The organism is Pseudomonas sp. TE3-3-F2023 (genome assembly GCF_036784815.1).
GTDB classification, from domain to species: Bacteria; Pseudomonadota; Gammaproteobacteria; order Pseudomonadales; family Pseudomonadaceae; genus Aquipseudomonas; species Aquipseudomonas pudica.
On the sequence record NZ_CP145113.1, the window covers coordinates 4,189,966 to 4,207,213 of the forward strand.

A 17,248-nucleotide genomic window follows, 5' to 3' on the forward strand; every position below is an offset into this window, starting at 1 on the left:
GAAGCGAAGCCGTAGTTCAGGGCAGTATCGAACCCTCCAGACTCGGCCCGGATCGTTGCAATCTGCGAAGCCAGGGCCGCGTCCGCGTTGGTTCGCGCCGTTGTCTCGTTGCTGATTGCCGACGAGTTGGCCGCGCTACTGGCCGCCACAGTATCGATCCGCTGCCCCAGAGCCGTGTCCGCATTGGTGCGTGCGGTGATCTCCGACTGAATGGCAGCAGCGCTATCACCCGCCGAGGCAGTAACAGTGTCAATACGCTGGCCCAAGGCGGCATCGGCCGATTGGCGAGTCTGCGCCTCGCTGGTGATGGCAGTGCCGCGCGCCTGGGCCTCGGCCAGCAGGCCTTGAGCACGCGCCGCCGCCTCTGCGTCGATCGCCTGGGTGCGTGCCGTTGCTTCCGCTGCCAATCGCTGTGCCACGGAGCCGTCCAGCGTTGGCGGGCCTGAGATCAGTTCGATCTCTTGTTTCAGCGCGGGCGCCAACTGACCACCCTCGATCTTGTCCTTCAGCGCATCGAGCATGTTCTCGACATTAGTCGATGTAGAGGCCACCACTTTCAGGAAGGCGCTCACCCCGTAGGCATTCTTCGAGCGAACGAAATAGGCATAGTTGGTGGCAAACGCCAGACCGGTGTGGGTTAGGGACAGGCCTTGGCCCAGGTACTCACCCTCGGTTGCCTGTGGGTTCGTCGAGAAGAAGTACTCGTAGGTGCCGCCATTAAGTCCATGCAGTGTGTTGCCCGGGATCAGCGTGATGGTGTCGATAGTCGCCTGCACCACGCACGATTCCGGGATAGGCGGGCCGTCGATGCTCACGGTGATACTGGCCTCGCCAGAGCGGGTCAGCGGACCGAGAGCGGCCACACTCATGGTGTAACTACCAGACGGCAAGCCCGACAGTGGCAGCTTGAGCGCCGTGGCCGGTACCTGCTGAGCCTGGACTGCGATCGCGCCTTGGCGGACAGTGACGGCGTAACTGGTGACCACACCAGAGGGGGCCGCCCACGACAGAGTGCCCTGTACCGACTCGGCGTTGTCATCGGTCGACCAAGTGAGCCCGGTGGGACTACCCAGCCCCCCAGTCGGCAGTTTGATAAACCCGATTGGGTTGTAGGGCTGGCCAACAGCGTCGTGAAACTGCGCGGCATCGTACTGCTGCAGCTGGGCGGTGCACCCCTGGTCCGAGCCCATACTCCAGTTGGTGACGATGAACTCGCCCAGAATGTTCAGCGATGGCAGGTTCACGCGCACGGCGCGGCCCGGCCGGCAGTTGTAGCCCATGAAGTTCATCGGCACGCTGATGGTGCCGCCCGCACGCCGGCGGCGCAGCTCGATGTTCGCTAAGCGCTGGGCCTGGTACGCATCAGTGACGTAGGAAAAGGACAGCGTTTCTGCAGCCTCGCCGCCGTCCTCGATAACCCACTCTGCAATGCTGACCTCAGGGTAGTCGGTCTCAGTCCACGATTGAGAGGTGTCAATGAACGTGCCGCGCACCGTGTTGATCGCGGCGTCGTTGGTCGGCTCGGTGCTGCCGGTGATGGTGCCGACCACCATGTCCTCGGTGATCTCGAAGTCATAAGGGCCGTAGTACGCCCCAGCCTGGAACATCCAGCGGCCACCGACACGGATAGTCCGGCCACCACAGGCGACCTCGAGCTTCTGCAGCACGTTGGTACGCTGCTCGTCGGCGCCGATCACACAGCTGCTGCGGTAGCGCGGGCTAGTGGTGTTGTCAGGATTGGCGACAGATTCGTCGCAGATATTGGCACCGCTTGCGAAGGTCTCGAACACGATCTCATCGTCCGGCACGCCGCAACGATTGCGCAGGTACCACAGGATGTGAAGGGCTGTGTTCTCGGTATAAACGGCCGTTCCGCTGCGCGGGTCGTAGATGTCGTTGCGGCCACGGACGATGAAGCGTGCGTCAGGGATGCCAGAAGGGAATTTCTCGGCGCTGTACTTCAGCGACAGGCGCACGAACGACAGCCCACGGCCGATCTGCTCGTCTTTCCAGTCCGGGCAGTTGGCCTTGAGGAACGCGTTCACTTGGGTCGGGTTTACAACCAGCTCATAGGTGGCGTGCTCGCCGTAGGTGGCGATCTCCTCCTCGCCGAGGTAGATGTTCTCCAGAGCATCGACCGGGCCCTCGCAAAGGACGTAGACCAGGTGCAGCCATTCGCCATCGGTTTGGTCGCCGGCCTGCTCCTGCGCCCAGACCAAGACGCCGCCGGTACTGACGCGGCCAAGGATGAAGCGCGCGGGGGCCTTAGATGAGCGGACGGTCTGCGCCGACGGCTCGTTGTCACGCATCGGCGACTTGGTGTTGAGCTTCTCTTGCTGCTCGGCCATGTAGAAGGCCATGCCGGCGCCGATAGCCGCCCCCACCGGTCCGCCTTGGATAAAGCCAATCACCGCACCAACAGCTACCTGAGCTATCTTCTTGACGCCACCGGACATTATTCAACTCTCCAGACTGCAAGCGGATCGCACACCACGCGGGCGACCCCGTCGTCAGTGGTCGCCCAGAATTCATTTGCCCAATACACGGCCATCGACCGTCCGCCGGGCGCTTCGTAGATGGCGATGTCGCCGCGCTGGATGAAAGCTGGCGCCACCCGGGCGAAGCAGGCATCCCATGCTGCCTCGAGGCTGCCGTGCCGCTTCTTCAGCGCCCGCTTCGCCCCTGCCTCGGTCTTGTAGGTGCCGCGGTACGCTTCAGCCGGGTCGGTACCGCACACCGCTACCGCGCAGTCCGCCGCGAACAGGCAGCAGTCAAATTCGCCCCATGAAAAAGGCCGCTCTATGGCGGCCTTGATCACTTCACTGAGGCGTGTGGTCCAGTCTCGGTAGCGCATGACTATTTCTCGTAGGTGAACGTCGGAGCGTCCTTCTTGGAGCCCCAGTAGATGGGCCATTCGGACATTTGTGCGATGGCATAGAAGAAGCGGTCGCCTTGGTGGCGGGCCCGGTGGTTCTCGTCGGTGAAGCGCTCGGTACCCGTGCGGCTCCACTCGGCCATCCGGTCAACGATCGGGACGGTGATCTTGTTGCCGTCCTCGCCATTGCCGGCGTATGAAAAGGTGGCTGCGTCCATGCGGCCAGAGAACAGAATGTCGGAGGCATAGTTGCCCTGCTCGTCGAACACCACAAACATCAGCTTGCCAGAGCGCCCGCGGCAGCCGCGGATATTGGTCTCGGTGATGATGTAGCTGTCCAGGCCGGTGAGTGCTAGGTCGATCGACATGGGGGAGTTCGAGTTGTCGCTCTCCTGCGACTGCCCTACCTCGCCGAACTGCCCTACCCCCAGATAGGTGATGCCGCCGATCACCAGGTCGCCGGTACCCGTGTGCGCGTATACAGGGCCGTCTTCGAAGTCGAGCTGGCAGGCGTACACGCTGAGGAACCTGCCCGTGGCGATGATATCGACCACGCTCTGGCTGAATGGAAACGTCGAGGGCATTAGAAGGCCTCCCTGAACTGGTAGCTGCCATTCGACACGGCCTGGCGCACGGTCATGCTCCAGGTGTCCTGGGTCATGCGCATTTCGGAATACGGGTTGAGGTATTCGATGGCCGAACCAACCGCCAAGGTTTGGCGAATGCGCTTGTTCACCTGCACCAATGCCTGCCCCTGGGCGTTGGCTGCGGCCGGCTTGATCACTTCAAACATCTCGCCGGCGATCGTCATGTAATCCCCGACCGAGAACATCTGAGCGTTTGGTGTGGCACCGCCGACGTGGATAGAGCGGGACTGCGACGGGCCACTCACTACCTTCAGAGCCCCCACACTATTGCCACGACGCCGCGTGAAGGCTGGCACATTGACCGTACCGAACATCCCGTCCAGTTCGCCCAGGAACGACGACAGCTGCCGCTCCTGCTTGCGCGTGAGCAACCCGAACGTGATGGTGCATTGCCAATAGGCGCCCGGCTGCCCAACGATCTGCTGGGCGTTGGAGAGCGTTGAGGTGAAGGCGCGGCTGTTATTGACTATGCCCCACGTCATTTCAGACGGGCGCAGCGATGCCGGCCATTGGATAGCCATGCAGTACTCCTTCTTGCTATCGGTTTCGGGCGATCAGCTGACGCGCCGGACCGTTCATCTTGAGGTCGCGCAGCACCAGGTTGTAGCCGTCCTGGGCCCCCTTCTGTGCGGCCTGCTGGATTCGGGCCAGGGTGGCGTCATCAGCAGTACCTTGAACGCTGATGTGCTGAACGATCCCGGGCAGCGAATTGGTCGACGCTTCGGGTTGGCTGGCAGCCATTTGCGTAGCGGTCGAGGCTATCCGCGGCGTCACGAATCCGCCGGAGGCGTAACCCCTGACGTTCAGTCCCTCCAGGTAGTTGCGCATACCTGGCTGGGCCACCACCTCCTTACGGAGGACGAATTCACCACCGTGCACCACCCCCTTCGGTTCAAACTTGCCGCCGTCACCGGTGTAGCCGCCGGTGGAAAGCTGCTTTAGCGGCTCACTGAATCCAGTCATGGTGCCTTGGCCTAACGCCTGGCTACCACCGCCCAAGAAGCCGAATGCAGTACCAAGAAAGCCGACAGCCGCCTGCCGCACCTGGATGCGGATCAGGTCCTCGATGACCCCATCCGCAAAGTCCTTGAAGGACAACTTCCCGGTTTTGACGAAGGTGACGATGCCGTCTTCCATGTTGGAGAAAGCGTTGGTAAACAGGCTTCTTGTCTGCCCGGCAACGTTCTGCGCCTGCTCGAGGTAGGTGTTGAACGCGGCGCGTGCGCCCAGCGACCAGTCGGACTGCTGCTCGTCGACACGCAGGTAGTACTGCTCCTGCATGGCCAGGCGCTGATCCAACGCATTCTGCAGCGCCGCGTTTTGCTTCTGGTAAAGCTCTTCGCTGATCCGCCCCTCGTTGCGCTGCTGCAACAGGTTGTCCATCTGCTGCTGGTACTGCTGCTCGATGCTGAATCGCTCTTGCAGGCGCTGCTGGGCCTGGTCGCCAAGCCCCATGCCGGCCAGGTTGTTGTCCAAGCCCACCGATGCGCGCTGCAGCTGGCTGTTCAGGTTTGCTTCGAAAGCCGCCAGTTTCTGCGCTTCCTCCGTGGCTACTTTACGCAGTTGCATTTCGCGCTCGAGCCCTGCGTTGCGCTTCAGCTGAGCAGTGATCAGATCCTGATGCGCCAGCAGCGACTTCTGATCGGCGGTTAAGGTCTTCTTGTCCTTGATGTCTGCCAGTTGCTGCTCCCAGCGCACCAGGGCTTGGCCAGCTTCGCCCAGCTTCTGCATCTCGCCGCGCTGGGCACCGATTAGGCCATTCTGCTGCTGGAGCACCGAGTATTGCTGGCGAGCTTGGTCGAGGGCCTTGGTGCCGGCGTCTTCGTGATAGGCGGGCCCCTTGTGTTCGGGCTTATCCTTGAACTGCTCGCGAGCTGCGTCGCGAAGCTGGTTCAACTCGGCCTCGGTGTACACCCGTCCGCCATCGCCGGCGGCAGACTTCTTGGCCAGCTCGTCGATCTCCTTGAGCCGCTTGGCCAGCTTTTCCTGGTTGCTCGCCGTGGTGCGCAGCTGCCCGTTCAGGGTTTCCTGAGACATGATCGAGTCTCTCTGGCGCTGCCGGTAGTTCTCCTGGGCTTGGTCGATGGCTTGCTGGGTTTTGAGCTGATCGCCTAACGCAGTAATCCTGCTCTGTAGTAGCTCGCGCTCTGCTTTCGCCTGGGCACTAGCGGCGACAATTTTGTTCTCTCCAGCTCTTTTTTCAAGATCGGCCAGGTCAGCCTGTGCCGCTGCCAACTGCTGAGCAATTCCTTGAGTTCTGCCAAAGTTGAGAGCTGCATCTCCGGCATTCTTCGTCATGCCCCATACGCCGCGCCATGCCTTCTCGATCCATCCGAGGTTCTCGACGATCTCCTTCGACCGGGTGTCGATAGTTCGAGCGTACTCGTCAGTCAATAATTTCGCAGCGCCAACGGTATCGCCCTGGTCCTTCATCGCCGCAATTTGGGCATACGTGCTCGCGGTTAAAAAGCCATACTGCTCTTCCAGCTCCCTTGCGGCTGCCACTGGATCTTTACCGATCCTCACAAAGTCGGCGATGGTCTCCTCAATCGCGCGACCTGTTGCGTCCTTCATCTGCAAGGCTGCAGTTGCGACGGTGCTAAAACTATCTCCGGCAATCTTCCCGCTGCCTGCAAGCTGTGCGAGCACCTCTGCCGCGGCCCCGGTAGTTCCAACAGTGGTGCTGATCTGTCTCGACAGGTCCGCAAGAGCCCCGGAGTTCGTTCCAGCCGCATTGCCAGTTAGGATTAACGCCTTTCTAAATTCCTCTGCCTCTTGCTGGCCTTTGTAATATGCGAGTCCAGCCCCCGCTACAGCTGCCGCAAGCACAGAATATGGATTCACAAGACTGAGGAGATGGCCACCTAGTGCGCGAGCTGCGGAACCTACCCCACCGAACTGGTCTCGCAACTGACTGCCTTGCTGCAAGGCGACAGTCATGATCGACTGGCCGCCTTGCAATCCGACAACTATGTCGCTCAGCTGTGCTGGCACCGTCCGCAAAGCAGCTGCATAAGCCTTCGTTGACATACCTGCCGCCTGAGCCTGGCGGGCATATCTATCCATTGCTTGCTCGGTGGACTGAGTGCTGGCCGCAAGGTCCTTGATCGATACGCCGGAGCTTTTTGCTTGGGCGCCGACGCTGCCTGTAGCAACCTCGGCACGCTCGCCGGCTTTCGTCAGCTTGTCGAGATCGTCAGCAGCAGATACAGCCTCGCCTGATTCAACCCTGATGCCGAGAACGGCAATATCACCCTGGCTCATACTTTTCTCCGGCCAACAAAAAACCCGCCGAAGCGGGTTTAGTTTTCTTCCGAGGCCTATCCCTCGTCTTTGACCTCGCATAGCGCGCGGTCCAATGATGTTTCACCCTCGCCCTCGAAGGAGACCGTTTGGCCACCGCCATCTTTCCAGATCACGGTGTAACGCTTGAAGCCGACATATCCGCCCATGGCGTTTTTCGAGTTCACCTCACCACACACCCAGCCATCTTTCTTGCTCCGCTCATTTCTGAACTGAGCAGACGACGGATCAGTGAGCTGCTCAGCAACGGCCTCGCGCGCCCTGTCGATGTCGCTTTTCCCGCAACCGGCCAGGACAAATCCAGCCAGCGCCACCAATGCCAAACGCTTCATGCGCGCCCTCCTTGTTGATGAGGGCAATCTACCATCGCGTCGTTTCAGCGCAAAACTGAGTAGCTTCGCCGAAAGGAAAAGCACCCGAAGATGCCCTCTTCATTTCACCAATCAAGCTTGAGCATCAGCGATATTTAAACGGAGCGGGTGTAGTAAGCAGCGGCTCAGCCTTATCCCATGTGCCGCGATACCCCCTGACCTGGTACGAATAACCCGGCTTCAGCTCCAATAGCAGCCCTCGCAGGTCTCCGCCGGCGCAGCCCATGTTGTTCTTAATGCTCAGCTGCACCGGGCCGGGCTGATGGTAGAGGGTCACGGATTTCCCGCTGCTGGTCTCGGCAGCAAGCTTCTCATTCAGGAAAACTTGCATTCCGGCGCCAAAGCAACTGAGCACGCTGGCATCCTGCGTGAAGACAATCCTGGCATCCTCAGGTCCCGCAGGACGGCTGAAGGCGAACACATCATCAGCTGGTACCAGCGCAGCGCTGCCTGGCGAAACCTTCGTTGTCTCGCACCCTGCAACCGAAATACAGGCCAGACCAATCAGAATCCAGTGCTTCACCGCTCACCCTCCCTGAAATGTGGCAATCTACCACCATCACTAGGAAGCGCCAAAACCCAGGCTATCGCATCCAAAAGGACTATCGGATGGGTATCACCGAAATCGGCTGCATGGCGCATGCAAGCCGCAAGAGCTTCGACCTGAATGTGGCGGACATGTGTTCGTCGGACGCTTACCAAGTACCCGCTAAGGGGTAGTGTTCAATACGGCACTCATGGGGATGGCCATCGCCTTTACACGTCCCGTCCAGATATCGGTAGTTGATGTGCATCAACTGGCCTTTTTTGGGCCACTGCCTGCGTGGGAGCGTGCTTTGGTAATCAGCAGCTTCCGGTACGAATGTGATAGTCGCCCCCTTTTCCGGACATTCTGCCGTGGTCGATGCCTGGCTTACCTTCACGACCTGGGCCTGTAGCTTTGGATAGGGAAGCTTCAACACATCAGTGATCTGTAGCTCCATACGGCAAATTTGCCACGTCGATGCTTGTATTGGCTGGCACATTACGAAGAAGGGAAAGGCAAATAGGGCGTAGCGAGTTGCACGGTAGTCCATTATTGGCCCTGCCTTGAATATTGATATCCCAGGCATTATCAGACGTGGACTCACCGAATCATAGGGCGATCCTGTTGCGTCCCGATGACGCAACGCAAGACGCGTCCGATTGAACCAGGGTGCGCCGCACAGGGTGATTTGCTGGCCTGCCCTACTCCGCTGCCTCGGCCATCACTGCCAGCGCCTCGTTCTCCATGAAGCGAAGGTCGTGAAAAGCCTCGGACAAATCACGCCGCTTCAGGCCGAGCATCTTGGCGGTTCCGGGGATAGCGGCGTAATCGAGCCCTGACGGCCCGCCCGGCCCCAAGCGCCATTGGGTGCCCAGCGCTTCAAATAGGCAGAAGGCCGGCCATACATCCGGCCAGACCTCTACATCCTCGGTTTCAATGTCGTCCAGGGTGAGCCCCAGAAACGCTAGCTGCTCGGCGGACGGACCTTGCTCATACAAGGCCCGCGCCGCCGCCTTCAGTTTCCCAGGCGGGCCGGGTTGTACGCTTGCTGGTAGGCATCTAGTACGGCTTGAGGCGCACCGACGCAGGTGGTGACCAACTTGAGGATCGCCTCATCGTTGAACTTGTCGTCGAAGCCCCAGCCTACGGTGACGGCCTTGATCTGCTCAGCCTGGAGTTGCACCTGCCCGGCAGTGAACTGCTCGAGGCTCGCACCCTCGGCCTTAGCCTTTTCAGCATTGGCCTCGGCGGCCTGGTTCCAGCTGTCGTAGAGCTTAGCCAGGGCGGTACGGTCGAAATAGCGGAACGTGAACTCTACCGCCACTGGGTCGCCACCCACGCGCGGGATTTTCACCTCAGCAGTGAACGTGGGGTTCTGCGCGATTTTGATCTTTGGCATCGTGGCTCCTTACGCGGCCAGGTAGCGCAGCGGGCGACCCGACAAACCTACGCTGATGGTCCGGGTCATGACGTTGTTCCGCTCCATGGTCGGGGTGGTGGTGATACTCACGTACCCCGGGTAGAGAATCTGGTCGCCGTTGCGCAGCTTGAGGCGCACCACGGTCAGTTCCTTGGACTCGTCGAAGCCTTCGACGGCGCCCACGTAGGCAGCGGCCGGTTGGTCCTCGACCACAATAGCCAGGCTCAGAGGATTGCGGTTGGTCGGGAACTGGCGATCGTCATCGTCTTCGAGGTAGCCCACAGTAGCGAACTGCTGCTCACCGCCCGACGGGGTAAAGCCAGTGACCTTGGAAATCTGCACCCAGTCGGTGACTGGGATGACGGAGCCCAAGCCAGCGCCAGGGGTGTAGATATCAGCGTTGGCGGTGCTGATGCTGCCCAGGCCGAAGCTGTCGGTGAGGGGGTTCACTACACGCGCAGCACGATCGGTGAGTTTCGCCCACCCGGAGTCGATCAACACGATGTCTTGGGCATCGAGACCGTGCCCAACAGCACTCAGCACCGGTGGCGCCGCGTTGGTGATTGCAGTGAAGGGGACTGCGGTCCCCAAAGTCGCGGCGATCTCGACAATAGCGCCGTTCGGCAGCGGGAAGCGTGCGGCCATGGTGTGGTTCCTTTTGAAAGCCCGCCGGGCGGCGGTTGGTTAGGCCCCAGCGGGCGGTTGGTCCGCGACTCCGCGGTAGGTGAAGCTGGCCGGGACCGTGTAGGTCGCCGACTCGGTGATGGTTGGACCCTGGTCAATTGGTTCGGTGACCAGGCCCTCGAAGCCGTTGCGGCTGAGTTCGGAATCCACCCGGAAGAGACTCGAAAGCTCTCCTACCAGTGTCTCGGCGGCCGCCAGAGGCTGGCCCGCCGGGCAAACGATGCTCACCTGGTAGATGCCGGTGTATTCGTAGGCATCGCCGCCCAGATAGCGGCAGGTGGTCGCTCCGGGTAGCTGAAACGCGTGCAGGTATGTTTCACCCTGCTGAGCCACGAACTCCTGTTCGAAGTTCGCAACACGGATCGGGCGCGCAGCGGCCCAAGCCATCAGCTTGATTTCAATAGCTTGGCGGGCCTTTGCTTGGCTCATACGCGGTTTTTCCTGATGGCTTCGTCGACGATGCGCTGGAAGTTTGCGAGCGTGACCCGGACCATGCCGGCCGGAGCCTGCGACGAATGCCCGTATTCCAGCGGGATGGCATACGGCAAGTTGTTCACAATGAACGCGGTCTGGCCGATGGTCAGCGCCTGCACCTGGCCCATGAGCTCGGCAATAGCTTGACTGCCCGACGGGTCGATGCGGTCGAGCTCTTCTGCCGCCGGAGAATCGATGGAGAACTGCCAGTTGCCCCGGAACCGTCCGCCCACATAGCCCTGGCCCGCCACCAGTCCGTTCACAGCAAAGTTTTGCTCGCGCTCGGTCTTGGTGAGGGGCTTGGCGTATTTCACGCCCTTGCGCAACCTGCCGGCCTTGGTGAAGTTGTCCTGGTTTAGGTTGATCAGCGTATTGCGCACCGAGACCTTGAAGTCGTAGTCGTCGGCAGCCTTGTTGGCCTTGGCCCGGTGGGCCACGTTGGCCGCCCATAGTTCCGGGTTGCCCACTGGCGACATGAGGATGACGCTGCTGCCGATCTCGATCACAATTGTCCTGAAGGTGGAGTCCAACGCCTGCTGAGCTTGCTCCGTAAATGCTCGAATGCTGTCTGCAAAACCACCTTCAAGCCCTCCGTATCGTTGAGCCATATGCGAGCCGCGCGGCATGTCACTTCCTCAGTTGGATGGTCCAAGTAGCCCTAGCCGGGTCCTCAGATACGTTGAGCGCCCGATAACCACTGACTTGATCGCCAATCTTGGGAACCGCCGGGGTTTCCCCAACCACTCCGGCCTGCTGCTCAAACAGTTCGTTCTGCAGTACCAGCAGCTTCACATCCTCAGTCTGGATGCGTGATCCGTCGATCTCCTTGGCCAGGTAACTGCCAAACACCCCGCGGCCAGAGTATTGGATGGTCTTGGCCGGGGCAGCACCTCCTAAACCTGGGTCGTAGATCCCTTTCACCGTGCGAATGCCGGCGACTGGTCTTACAGCATCAGCCAAACCGTCGGGATCATCGAATGACTCGGCCAAGTCGGACTGAATATCTTCACGCAAGCCCATGGCTATCCCCTTTTCACCGCAAAGGCGAATGGGTTACTGCGCCAGGGTGCCAGAATGGCCAGCGCAAGCTGTACGGCGGCTGGCTGGGCGAGAGAGCCCGTCTTATCGATCGAGCCAAATGTCTTGCTTGTCGATACCGAGTCAGCCTTGACCGTTTTCGATTCGAGCGTACCCTCGGTCTGCTGCTGGTACAGCTTGCCCTGCGAGGCGCATTTGGCCAGCCTGGCGCCAGCCTGCTTCACATCGTCAGGGATGTTGTCCATGTCGATACCGACTAGGTTGAGCGCGGTCAGATAGGCATTCGCCTCGAAGACCGCCTCGTCCTTCAGCTCTGGAGCTGCCCAGTCAGGCCCAAGGATGGCGTCTACGTCGGCCACAGTGATGTAGGTAGCCATCAGGCCTCCGCTTGAATGAGTGGGGCCACAGCCCGAGATTACTGCTTGTCGAGGTCGGCGACCTGCTTCTGCAACGACTCTTTCGAGGCGTTGGCGCGGTAGGTGACGTTCGCAGCATCCAGCGTGGCCTTGAGCTCGGCGACCTCTTTGGCCTCGCGGCTTTCGTCGGTCTCGAGCTCCCGCTTGGCTGCTTTGGCCAGCAGATCGTCCACTTGCTTCTGCAGCACTCTGGCCTTCTCGACTTCGCCGTCGCGCTCGCGCTGAAGGCTCGCGATTCCGGCGTTGACCGCTTCCAACACCTGGAATAGGTGGTCGGCAGTTTCGCCAAGCTCGCCTTCAGGGCGCTCCAGGCGCTGCGCCGCGAAGGAGTCGACGATCACACCGATTGATGCAAGCTCGGTGACCAAGCGATCAAGCGCTGCATGATCGGGACCTTCGACAAGAGCCACACGTGTCGGTACCTCAACCACTGACACATCAGCGCCAGCGGCTTCGTAAGCATCGACCACCTTGGGCCAATCGCCGATCACCACAACCGATTCGACGCCTGGTTCGGCCTGATCAAAGTGTCGTGGGTTGCGATAGGTCCGACCTTGCTCGAAGCCGTCACGCTGGGCGGTGTAAATCAGTTCCATGGATTATCTCCAAGGCAGGCCCGCTGGACCCGCCTTTGCTGTGGCAGATTAAGGCGCGGACAGGTCGATCAGGACGCCGGCAGTAGCCTTGTCGCTGGTCGCGTGCTTACGCCAGTTCGCGCCGGTGCCGAGCGCTGCGAGGTTCGGGTTTACGCCTGCGGTGTCCTTCCAGGAGTAGCCCATGATGTCGACGTTGAAGGCGCCTTCCGCGCGATAGCCGATCGCCAAGTTTTCCTGGGTGTTTACCGGATACGAGCGCACACCCGGGGCTTGGGACTCAGTCACCGAAACAGCGCCCACCTGCAGGCCGAAGATGCGCTCTTCGGTGACTTTGTCAGAGACGAGGACCGGTTTGCCCATGGTGCCAGGCGAACCGCCGTAGATGACCACACCCGCTTCTTCGTAAATCTTCTGGTCGATCGCGTCGTCAACCAGGTCGAAATAGGTGGCGGAGTCCATGGCGAAGAGCGCGATGCGATTGAAACGATCGCCGAACTTGCGCATGCCCTTGGTCAGCACCTTCTTGTGATCGACTGCGAAGGAGCCGGTGGCGACCATGTTGGCGTTAGCACCGATAGCCGCGCCCAGAGCCGCGAAGGCAGTCTGGATGTAGTAGTCCAGGGCTGCGTCGGCCATATCCTGGCCAACCAGCATGGAGAACTCTTCGGGGCTTCGCGCACGTCGCTTGAAGGCCTCCTCCGTGGTCTCGTACGGGCCGTACTTCCACGGGGTTTTCACGCCGACCGCTTCGTCGGCGCCGATCTTGATGCCGGCTACAGTGGCGTCGGAGTTGACGTTACGGTGGCCCAACGTGCCGCCGATCTTGTAGAACGAACGCTTGCGCAGGTCGCCCTCGATCAGTTCGTTACGCAGGATCAGCGCACCGCCCGACGAGGCGTTGAACACCTCCAGAACGTCCTGCAGACGCTCCAGGTAGGCGGTTTGGGCAAGATCGTTGTAAATGATCATGTCCGAGTTGAGGGTGGTAGGCATCTGCTACTTCCTATTTTGGCAATTTGAGGTATGCCTCCTGCCCATGCGCTTCGATGTATTCGCGCTTCTGGACAGAGGTCATTTCGGAGCGTTTCTGTGCGGCCCCGCCGCCTTTTCCAGCACCGCCGGCCCCGCCGCCTGATGCCTTACTGCCAGCGATCAGCGGGCCAAAGGCCGGATCGTTGGTGAATTCTGCTTTCAGCTCGTCCAGCGTTGCCGCCGAGAGCTTGCCGGCTGGGTCCAGCACGACAACGGTTGGTTTACCGTCGCGCTGCTCGACACTCAGCCGGCGTTCGATATGGGGAAGCAATGCCTTTGCGGTACCTGGCACAGCCAACTCGGTGGCTAGCTCGGTGGCGGTACGCCCCACGGTCAGATCCCGGATCTGGCCCTGCAAGGTTGAACGCTCAGTTTCCAGAGCCGAGGTCAGCTCAGCTTCGCGACGGTTGAACTTGTCGGACCAGGACTTCTCCAGGCCCTCGATGTCACCTGCCTTGCGGGCAGCCTCCTCGGCCTCGGCGCGAGCCTTATCTTCAGCCTCGCGGCGTGCCTTCTCGGCCGCCTTCTTCTCGCCCAAGAGTTCCTCCACCTTGGCCTTCAGGCCGGTGACATCCTCCTGCTGCGGCAGACCATCGATGCCGAGGACGAACTTGCCGTCCTTCTCGACATACAGGGCTGCTACCGATTCATCGACGCCTTCGAGGCTGTCCAGTTGGAATTTCAAGGTCATTGCTGTCTCCCAGAGACGATGAGCAGGCCCTGCCTGCAGGCATTAAAAAACCCGCCGAAGCGGGTTTGTGAGTAGATATCACCAGCTCAGCTACTGCCTGGCTTCATCGAACTTCTTCTGAATGGCATTGCGGAATGCCAGTTTTGTTTTTTCAGTCACCGGCGCCCTGAAAAATCCTAACGTTGTTTGAACGTGAATCTCTAAATCACTCATCTCTCCGCTGAACGTGTTGCCCGCATTCAAGGCAAGGTCCAAAAACATATCTGGATGAGTTATGAAATCAATGCTTTCCGCATACCCAAGCGTCTGCGGAAGAACGGCGCTTCTCTCATGGAAGATGAAGCTCTTGATTGGCAAAATCGTATCGATTTTTTTGGAGTAGAACCCTACCCACTGAACTCGAGCAGGCCGCTTGCCTTTAGATGTGATCGAGAATCTCCAGCGATCCCTGCCCTGGGACTGGTCAATAACTAGATCCTCCACATCCTCCTTCCGCTGTATGTGGAACTGCCACATAGCAGCACCAACGGCGAAGAACGCCCCAAGCCCGGCTATCCAGTCGCCTACGCTTCCCCAATTCGGAACGAACCGGACTGTCGAAATGGGGTTGAGGTTTATACCTGCAGTCAACCCGGCCAGGGCGCTCAACAGGCAAGCCAAGAGCGCCAATACACCCCAAACGTATTTCATGCCACCTCCTTTGAAGGGAGGGGTTATACCAATCCCGCACGCTCAAACGCCATAGGCTCACGCTCGCGCAGCTGCTTGAGGGTCAGGGTTTTGCCGTCGTCGTCCACGAACCGGTCGATGGACAGCTCGCCCTTGCTGAACAGCTTGTAGCGCTCAGGGCCGAGCACATCCTTTTGGAACGCCGCGGGCTGCCGCGCCAGCCATTCGCCGTAGCTGGTCTTGCTGCTCACCTGCTCAACGCCATTCGGGCCAATAGCTGGCCTGGTCGAACCGGGGATCTCCCTGGCGAACTGGTCTTTCAGCACCGGGATTACCGTAGTCCGGCACCGCCAGTGATACGGCGGCTTCGGACCATCCAGTGGGATGATCGTCTGGTCGATGCTCATGCAGAACAGCGTGGTTCGACTGTCCAAGGTGGCGATCCGGCGCATCCCCTTGAGGATGTCGTCGTTATCCTTGAGCACTTCCACCCGCGCCGTGGTGGCGATGTGGTTGGTCATGGTGTTGACCAGGGCCTGAGCTTGATCGCGCTGCTGGACGCCCAGTGACGTCAGCCGGCGACTGATCTGGCCGGTTGTCTCGCCCAGTGCCGAGCCCATGCGAATCTCGCTGATGATCTCGGCGCTTTTCTTGGTGCCGTATTGGTCGAGCGCACCGGCGATGCTGATGCGCTGCCGGCCCTTGCCGACCTCCAGGTCGAGCGGATCGGCCAGCGCTGCGGCGGCGACCTGCTCAATGCTCGGCTTGTTCAGCTGCACGACCGTCTTCACGACCTTGCCCAGCAGGGTCATGTTGAACTCGGCCTCGTACCCGGCGAATTCCGTCAGGTCGAGCACGACCTGCTGCTTCATCTCGCCGTATACGCCCGCCAGCTCGCCCTGTAGCTCCTGAATCTGCTTCTCGTACCGTTGGGTGCCGTAACGGCTCAATCCCTCTGATACGCGCGATTTGGCGGTGCTGATGGCCTTGGTGATGAACTTGGCCAGGCGCTTGAGGCTTCCCCCGGCGTAGCGCTGCACGTGCACCTGGTGGCGAGTCGCTGCATCGGAAAGGTAGCCGTCACTGCTCATCCTCACCGCCTCCGGTGTCGTTGCCGGTTACCGGCGGCTGCTCGGCCAGCTCATCGTCGATGAGCTCGTCGGTGCGGTCGGCCTCGAGCACGCCGCCCTGGCGCAGGTTGGTACGCAGGTCGGACTTGGCGATGATGCTCTGCTGCCAGAGCTGGACCTGGGCCAGGATGTCCTGGGCGGTCATCGTCTCGTCGAAGAACGACTGGTTGAGCCAGAAGACCGTCCCGTCCTCGTCCGGCTCGCCCATCATGAAACGCTCGGCGTCGAGGATGGCCCGTTTCAGGGCCTCGGATACGTTGCCGGCGATGGTACCCAGCACGCTGTTGTCCGAGCTGTAGCGGATGCGCACGGCCTCTGCTGTCTCGGCACCGCCCGCCTTCTGGACGATGCGTGCGCCGATCATCAGCATCTGCTCTTCCTTGTCCTTCATCAGCGTGCGAGAGAGCTGGCTTTCGTCCGCCTGGACAAGCTTTGCGTCACCGGACTTGCCGAGGTTGAATCCGCGGGTAGAGCCGATGTGGATACCGTTGGGGTTCAGCTTGGCGAAATCGTCCGCGCTGATGTCGGTGGTGATGAACAGCGTGGGCTGGCTGCTGATGAACCCGCTCTCCTCCACCGTGGCACTGTTTCCGTAGTGCAGGATGTTCACGTCGGCCAGGTCTTCCAGCGGTGACTTGTCGATACTGGCGTCGTTGTTCTGGGCGCCGTAGAAGCTGAACAGGATGTGATCGAAAGGCTGGCCGTTCTTGTCGAGCGGCGAGACCTCCGTGAAGTTGGTCTTGTCCTCACTGTAGATGCGCTGAACATAGCGGCCACCAATCAACAGCAACACACGGTACTGGGTGCCAGTGGTCCGTTCCAGGTTTTCCGGGCTGAACTCAGATACGCATTCCAGCAGGCAGACGTAGACCAAGCGCTTCACACCATCGATCACCTGCTCATCCCAGTCGATGATCGACTCGGCGCCGTAGTGATGGATCAGAGCCCGCCGGCCCTGCATGTCCGCCATCGAGGACACGCCCTCAACCGCAGGGAAATCCACGAGGAAGCCACCACGGCCAGCATCCAGGCATTCCCCCACGGCATCCTTGGAAAGCTGCTCCAGGCTCGTGCCGTCGCCGCTGGCGTTCTCCTTCAGATAATCGACACCGGTGGGCAACTCCAGCTCAGCAGTCTTGCGAAACACCGCGCCCAGCAGGCCGGTACGGGTGCGCCCGGTGATGTTCAGGAACATCGCCCGCTTCTTGTACTGCTTGTACCGCGCCAGGTTCTCCGGTGATTTGTTCTCTGGGTCCGGCATCGGCAGGTATTCGTCGTGCTTGCGCACCTCTCGGGCGCCGGCCACGCAGCGCTTGACCAGCTGCCAGCCGGGCAAGGCCTCCGAGTACTCTGCCCGGGGAATGAAGTTCGGCATG

The 17,248-nt window shown here is 60.5% G+C and carries 19 protein-coding genes and 1 pseudogene; all 20 read right to left on the minus strand.

Going from position 1 to position 17,248, the window contains the following annotated elements:
* Nucleotides 1–404: 404 nt before the first annotated feature.
* Nucleotides 405–2,456 (minus strand): annotated as a pseudogene (locus V3314_RS19010) (host specificity protein J); the annotation flags it as partial.
* Complete coding sequence (locus V3314_RS19015) at nucleotides 2,456–2,854, minus strand: hypothetical protein (protein WP_103462627.1); 399 nt, start codon at nucleotides 2,852–2,854, stop codon at nucleotides 2,456–2,458. The gene V3314_RS19015 and the pseudogene V3314_RS19010, both read right to left, overlap by 1 nt.
* A 2-nt stretch (nucleotides 2,855–2,856) precedes the next feature.
* Nucleotides 2,857–3,459 carry a hypothetical protein gene (locus tag V3314_RS19020; RefSeq protein ID WP_338459507.1) on the minus strand — a complete coding sequence of 201 codons (603 nt, stop codon included), beginning with the start codon at nucleotides 3,457–3,459 and terminating at the stop codon, nucleotides 2,857–2,859.
* Complete coding sequence (locus V3314_RS19025) at nucleotides 3,459–4,043, minus strand: hypothetical protein (protein ID WP_338459508.1); 585 nt, start codon at nucleotides 4,041–4,043, stop codon at nucleotides 3,459–3,461. Before V3314_RS19025 ends, V3314_RS19020 begins: the two co-directional genes overlap by 1 nt.
* Before the next feature lie 16 nt (nucleotides 4,044–4,059).
* Nucleotides 4,060–6,786, minus strand: coding sequence for a phage tail tape measure protein (locus V3314_RS19030; RefSeq protein ID WP_338459509.1), 2,727 nt, complete (start codon nucleotides 6,784–6,786; stop codon nucleotides 4,060–4,062).
* Between the two features lie 56 nt (nucleotides 6,787–6,842).
* The gene (locus tag V3314_RS19035) at nucleotides 6,843–7,157 is read right to left on the minus strand and encodes a hypothetical protein (RefSeq protein WP_012273017.1); all 315 of its coding nucleotides are present in this window, start codon (nucleotides 7,155–7,157) and stop codon (nucleotides 6,843–6,845) included.
* Between the two features lie 124 nt (nucleotides 7,158–7,281).
* Entirely contained in the window at nucleotides 7,282–7,719 is a 438-nt protein-coding gene (locus V3314_RS19040; RefSeq protein ID WP_338459510.1) for a hypothetical protein, read from the minus strand.
* Between the two features lie 704 nt (nucleotides 7,720–8,423).
* Entirely contained in the window at nucleotides 8,424–8,720 is a 297-nt protein-coding gene (locus tag V3314_RS19045) for a DUF1799 domain-containing protein (RefSeq protein ID WP_054572386.1), read from the minus strand.
* A 17-nt stretch (nucleotides 8,721–8,737) separates the two neighbouring features.
* Entirely contained in the window at nucleotides 8,738–9,121 is a 384-nt protein-coding gene (locus tag V3314_RS19050) for a phage tail assembly chaperone (protein WP_338459511.1), read from the minus strand.
* A 9-nt stretch (nucleotides 9,122–9,130) separates the two neighbouring features.
* Nucleotides 9,131–9,787, minus strand: a complete 657-nt coding sequence (locus tag V3314_RS19055; RefSeq protein WP_251962284.1) for a phage tail protein — start codon at nucleotides 9,785–9,787, stop codon at nucleotides 9,131–9,133.
* Nucleotides 9,788–9,826: 39 nt separating this feature from the next.
* Nucleotides 9,827–10,255: a phage tail terminator-like protein gene (locus tag V3314_RS19060; protein WP_338459512.1), complete on the minus strand. Its 429-nt coding sequence runs from the start codon at nucleotides 10,253–10,255 to the stop codon at nucleotides 9,827–9,829.
* Nucleotides 10,252–10,926 carry a hypothetical protein gene (locus tag V3314_RS19065; RefSeq protein WP_232866529.1) on the minus strand — a complete coding sequence of 225 codons (675 nt, stop codon included), beginning with the start codon at nucleotides 10,924–10,926 and terminating at the stop codon, nucleotides 10,252–10,254. Before V3314_RS19065 ends, V3314_RS19060 begins: the two co-directional genes overlap by 4 nt.
* A gap of 1 nt (nucleotide 10,927) precedes the next feature.
* The gene (locus V3314_RS19070; protein ID WP_186723013.1) at nucleotides 10,928–11,320 is read right to left on the minus strand and encodes a hypothetical protein; all 393 of its coding nucleotides are present in this window, start codon (nucleotides 11,318–11,320) and stop codon (nucleotides 10,928–10,930) included.
* A 2-nt stretch (nucleotides 11,321–11,322) separates the two neighbouring features.
* Complete coding sequence (locus V3314_RS19075; protein WP_061305944.1) at nucleotides 11,323–11,715, minus strand: hypothetical protein; 393 nt, start codon at nucleotides 11,713–11,715, stop codon at nucleotides 11,323–11,325.
* 38 nt (nucleotides 11,716–11,753) lie between these two features.
* Nucleotides 11,754–12,350, minus strand: coding sequence for a hypothetical protein (locus V3314_RS19080; RefSeq protein ID WP_338459513.1), 597 nt, complete (start codon nucleotides 12,348–12,350; stop codon nucleotides 11,754–11,756).
* Nucleotides 12,351–12,398: 48 nt separating this feature from the next.
* Nucleotides 12,399–13,343, minus strand: coding sequence for a major capsid protein (locus V3314_RS19085; protein ID WP_104886286.1), 945 nt, complete (start codon nucleotides 13,341–13,343; stop codon nucleotides 12,399–12,401).
* 10 nt (nucleotides 13,344–13,353) lie between these two features.
* Entirely contained in the window at nucleotides 13,354–14,073 is a 720-nt protein-coding gene (locus V3314_RS19090) for a hypothetical protein (protein WP_338459514.1), read from the minus strand.
* Nucleotides 14,074–14,163: 90 nt separating this feature from the next.
* Nucleotides 14,164–14,763: a hypothetical protein gene (locus tag V3314_RS19095; protein ID WP_338459515.1), complete on the minus strand. Its 600-nt coding sequence runs from the start codon at nucleotides 14,761–14,763 to the stop codon at nucleotides 14,164–14,166.
* A 23-nt stretch (nucleotides 14,764–14,786) separates the two neighbouring features.
* Entirely contained in the window at nucleotides 14,787–15,833 is a 1,047-nt protein-coding gene (locus V3314_RS19100; RefSeq protein ID WP_338459516.1) for a phage head morphogenesis protein, read from the minus strand.
* Complete coding sequence (locus tag V3314_RS19105; RefSeq protein ID WP_338459517.1) at nucleotides 15,823–17,247, minus strand: DUF4055 domain-containing protein; 1,425 nt, start codon at nucleotides 17,245–17,247, stop codon at nucleotides 15,823–15,825. The genes V3314_RS19100 and V3314_RS19105 overlap by 11 nt, the downstream gene beginning before the upstream one ends.
* Between the last annotated feature and the right edge of the window lies 1 nt (nucleotide 17,248).

Coding starts and splice junctions, on each gene's coding strand:
- V3314_RS19025 (WP_338459508.1), bottom strand. CDS start 4,043: ATGGCTATCCAATGGCCGGCATCGCTGCGCCCGTCTGAAATGACGTGG.
- V3314_RS19060 (WP_338459512.1), bottom strand. CDS start 10,255: ATGAGCCAAGCAAAGGCCCGCCAAGCTATTGAAATCAAGCTGATGGCT.
- V3314_RS19080 (WP_338459513.1), bottom strand. CDS start 12,350: ATGGAACTGATTTACACCGCCCAGCGTGACGGCTTCGAGCAAGGTCGG.
- V3314_RS19035 (WP_012273017.1), bottom strand. CDS start 7,157: ATGAAGCGTTTGGCATTGGTGGCGCTGGCTGGATTTGTCCTGGCCGGT.
- V3314_RS19055 (WP_251962284.1), bottom strand. CDS start 9,787: ATGGCCGCACGCTTCCCGCTGCCGAACGGCGCTATTGTCGAGATCGCC.
- V3314_RS19100 (WP_338459516.1), bottom strand. CDS start 15,833: ATGAGCAGTGACGGCTACCTTTCCGATGCAGCGACTCGCCACCAGGTG.
- V3314_RS19105 (WP_338459517.1), bottom strand. CDS start 17,247: ATGCCGAACTTCATTCCCCGGGCAGAGTACTCGGAGGCCTTGCCCGGC.
- V3314_RS19090 (WP_338459514.1), bottom strand. CDS start 14,073: ATGACCTTGAAATTCCAACTGGACAGCCTCGAAGGCGTCGATGAATCG.
- V3314_RS19030 (WP_338459509.1), bottom strand. CDS start 6,786: ATGAGCCAGGGTGATATTGCCGTTCTCGGCATCAGGGTTGAATCAGGC.
- V3314_RS19015 (WP_103462627.1), bottom strand. CDS start 2,854: ATGCGCTACCGAGACTGGACCACACGCCTCAGTGAAGTGATCAAGGCC.
- V3314_RS19085 (WP_104886286.1), bottom strand. CDS start 13,343: ATGCCTACCACCCTCAACTCGGACATGATCATTTACAACGATCTTGCC.
- V3314_RS19095 (WP_338459515.1), bottom strand. CDS start 14,763: ATGAAATACGTTTGGGGTGTATTGGCGCTCTTGGCTTGCCTGTTGAGC.
- V3314_RS19070 (WP_186723013.1), bottom strand. CDS start 11,320: ATGGGCTTGCGTGAAGATATTCAGTCCGACTTGGCCGAGTCATTCGAT.
- V3314_RS19020 (WP_338459507.1), bottom strand. CDS start 3,459: ATGCCCTCGACGTTTCCATTCAGCCAGAGCGTGGTCGATATCATCGCC.
- V3314_RS19075 (WP_061305944.1), bottom strand. CDS start 11,715: ATGGCTACCTACATCACTGTGGCCGACGTAGACGCCATCCTTGGGCCT.
- V3314_RS19065 (WP_232866529.1), bottom strand. CDS start 10,926: ATGCCGCGCGGCTCGCATATGGCTCAACGATACGGAGGGCTTGAAGGT.
- V3314_RS19050 (WP_338459511.1), bottom strand. CDS start 9,121: ATGCCAAAGATCAAAATCGCGCAGAACCCCACGTTCACTGCTGAGGTG.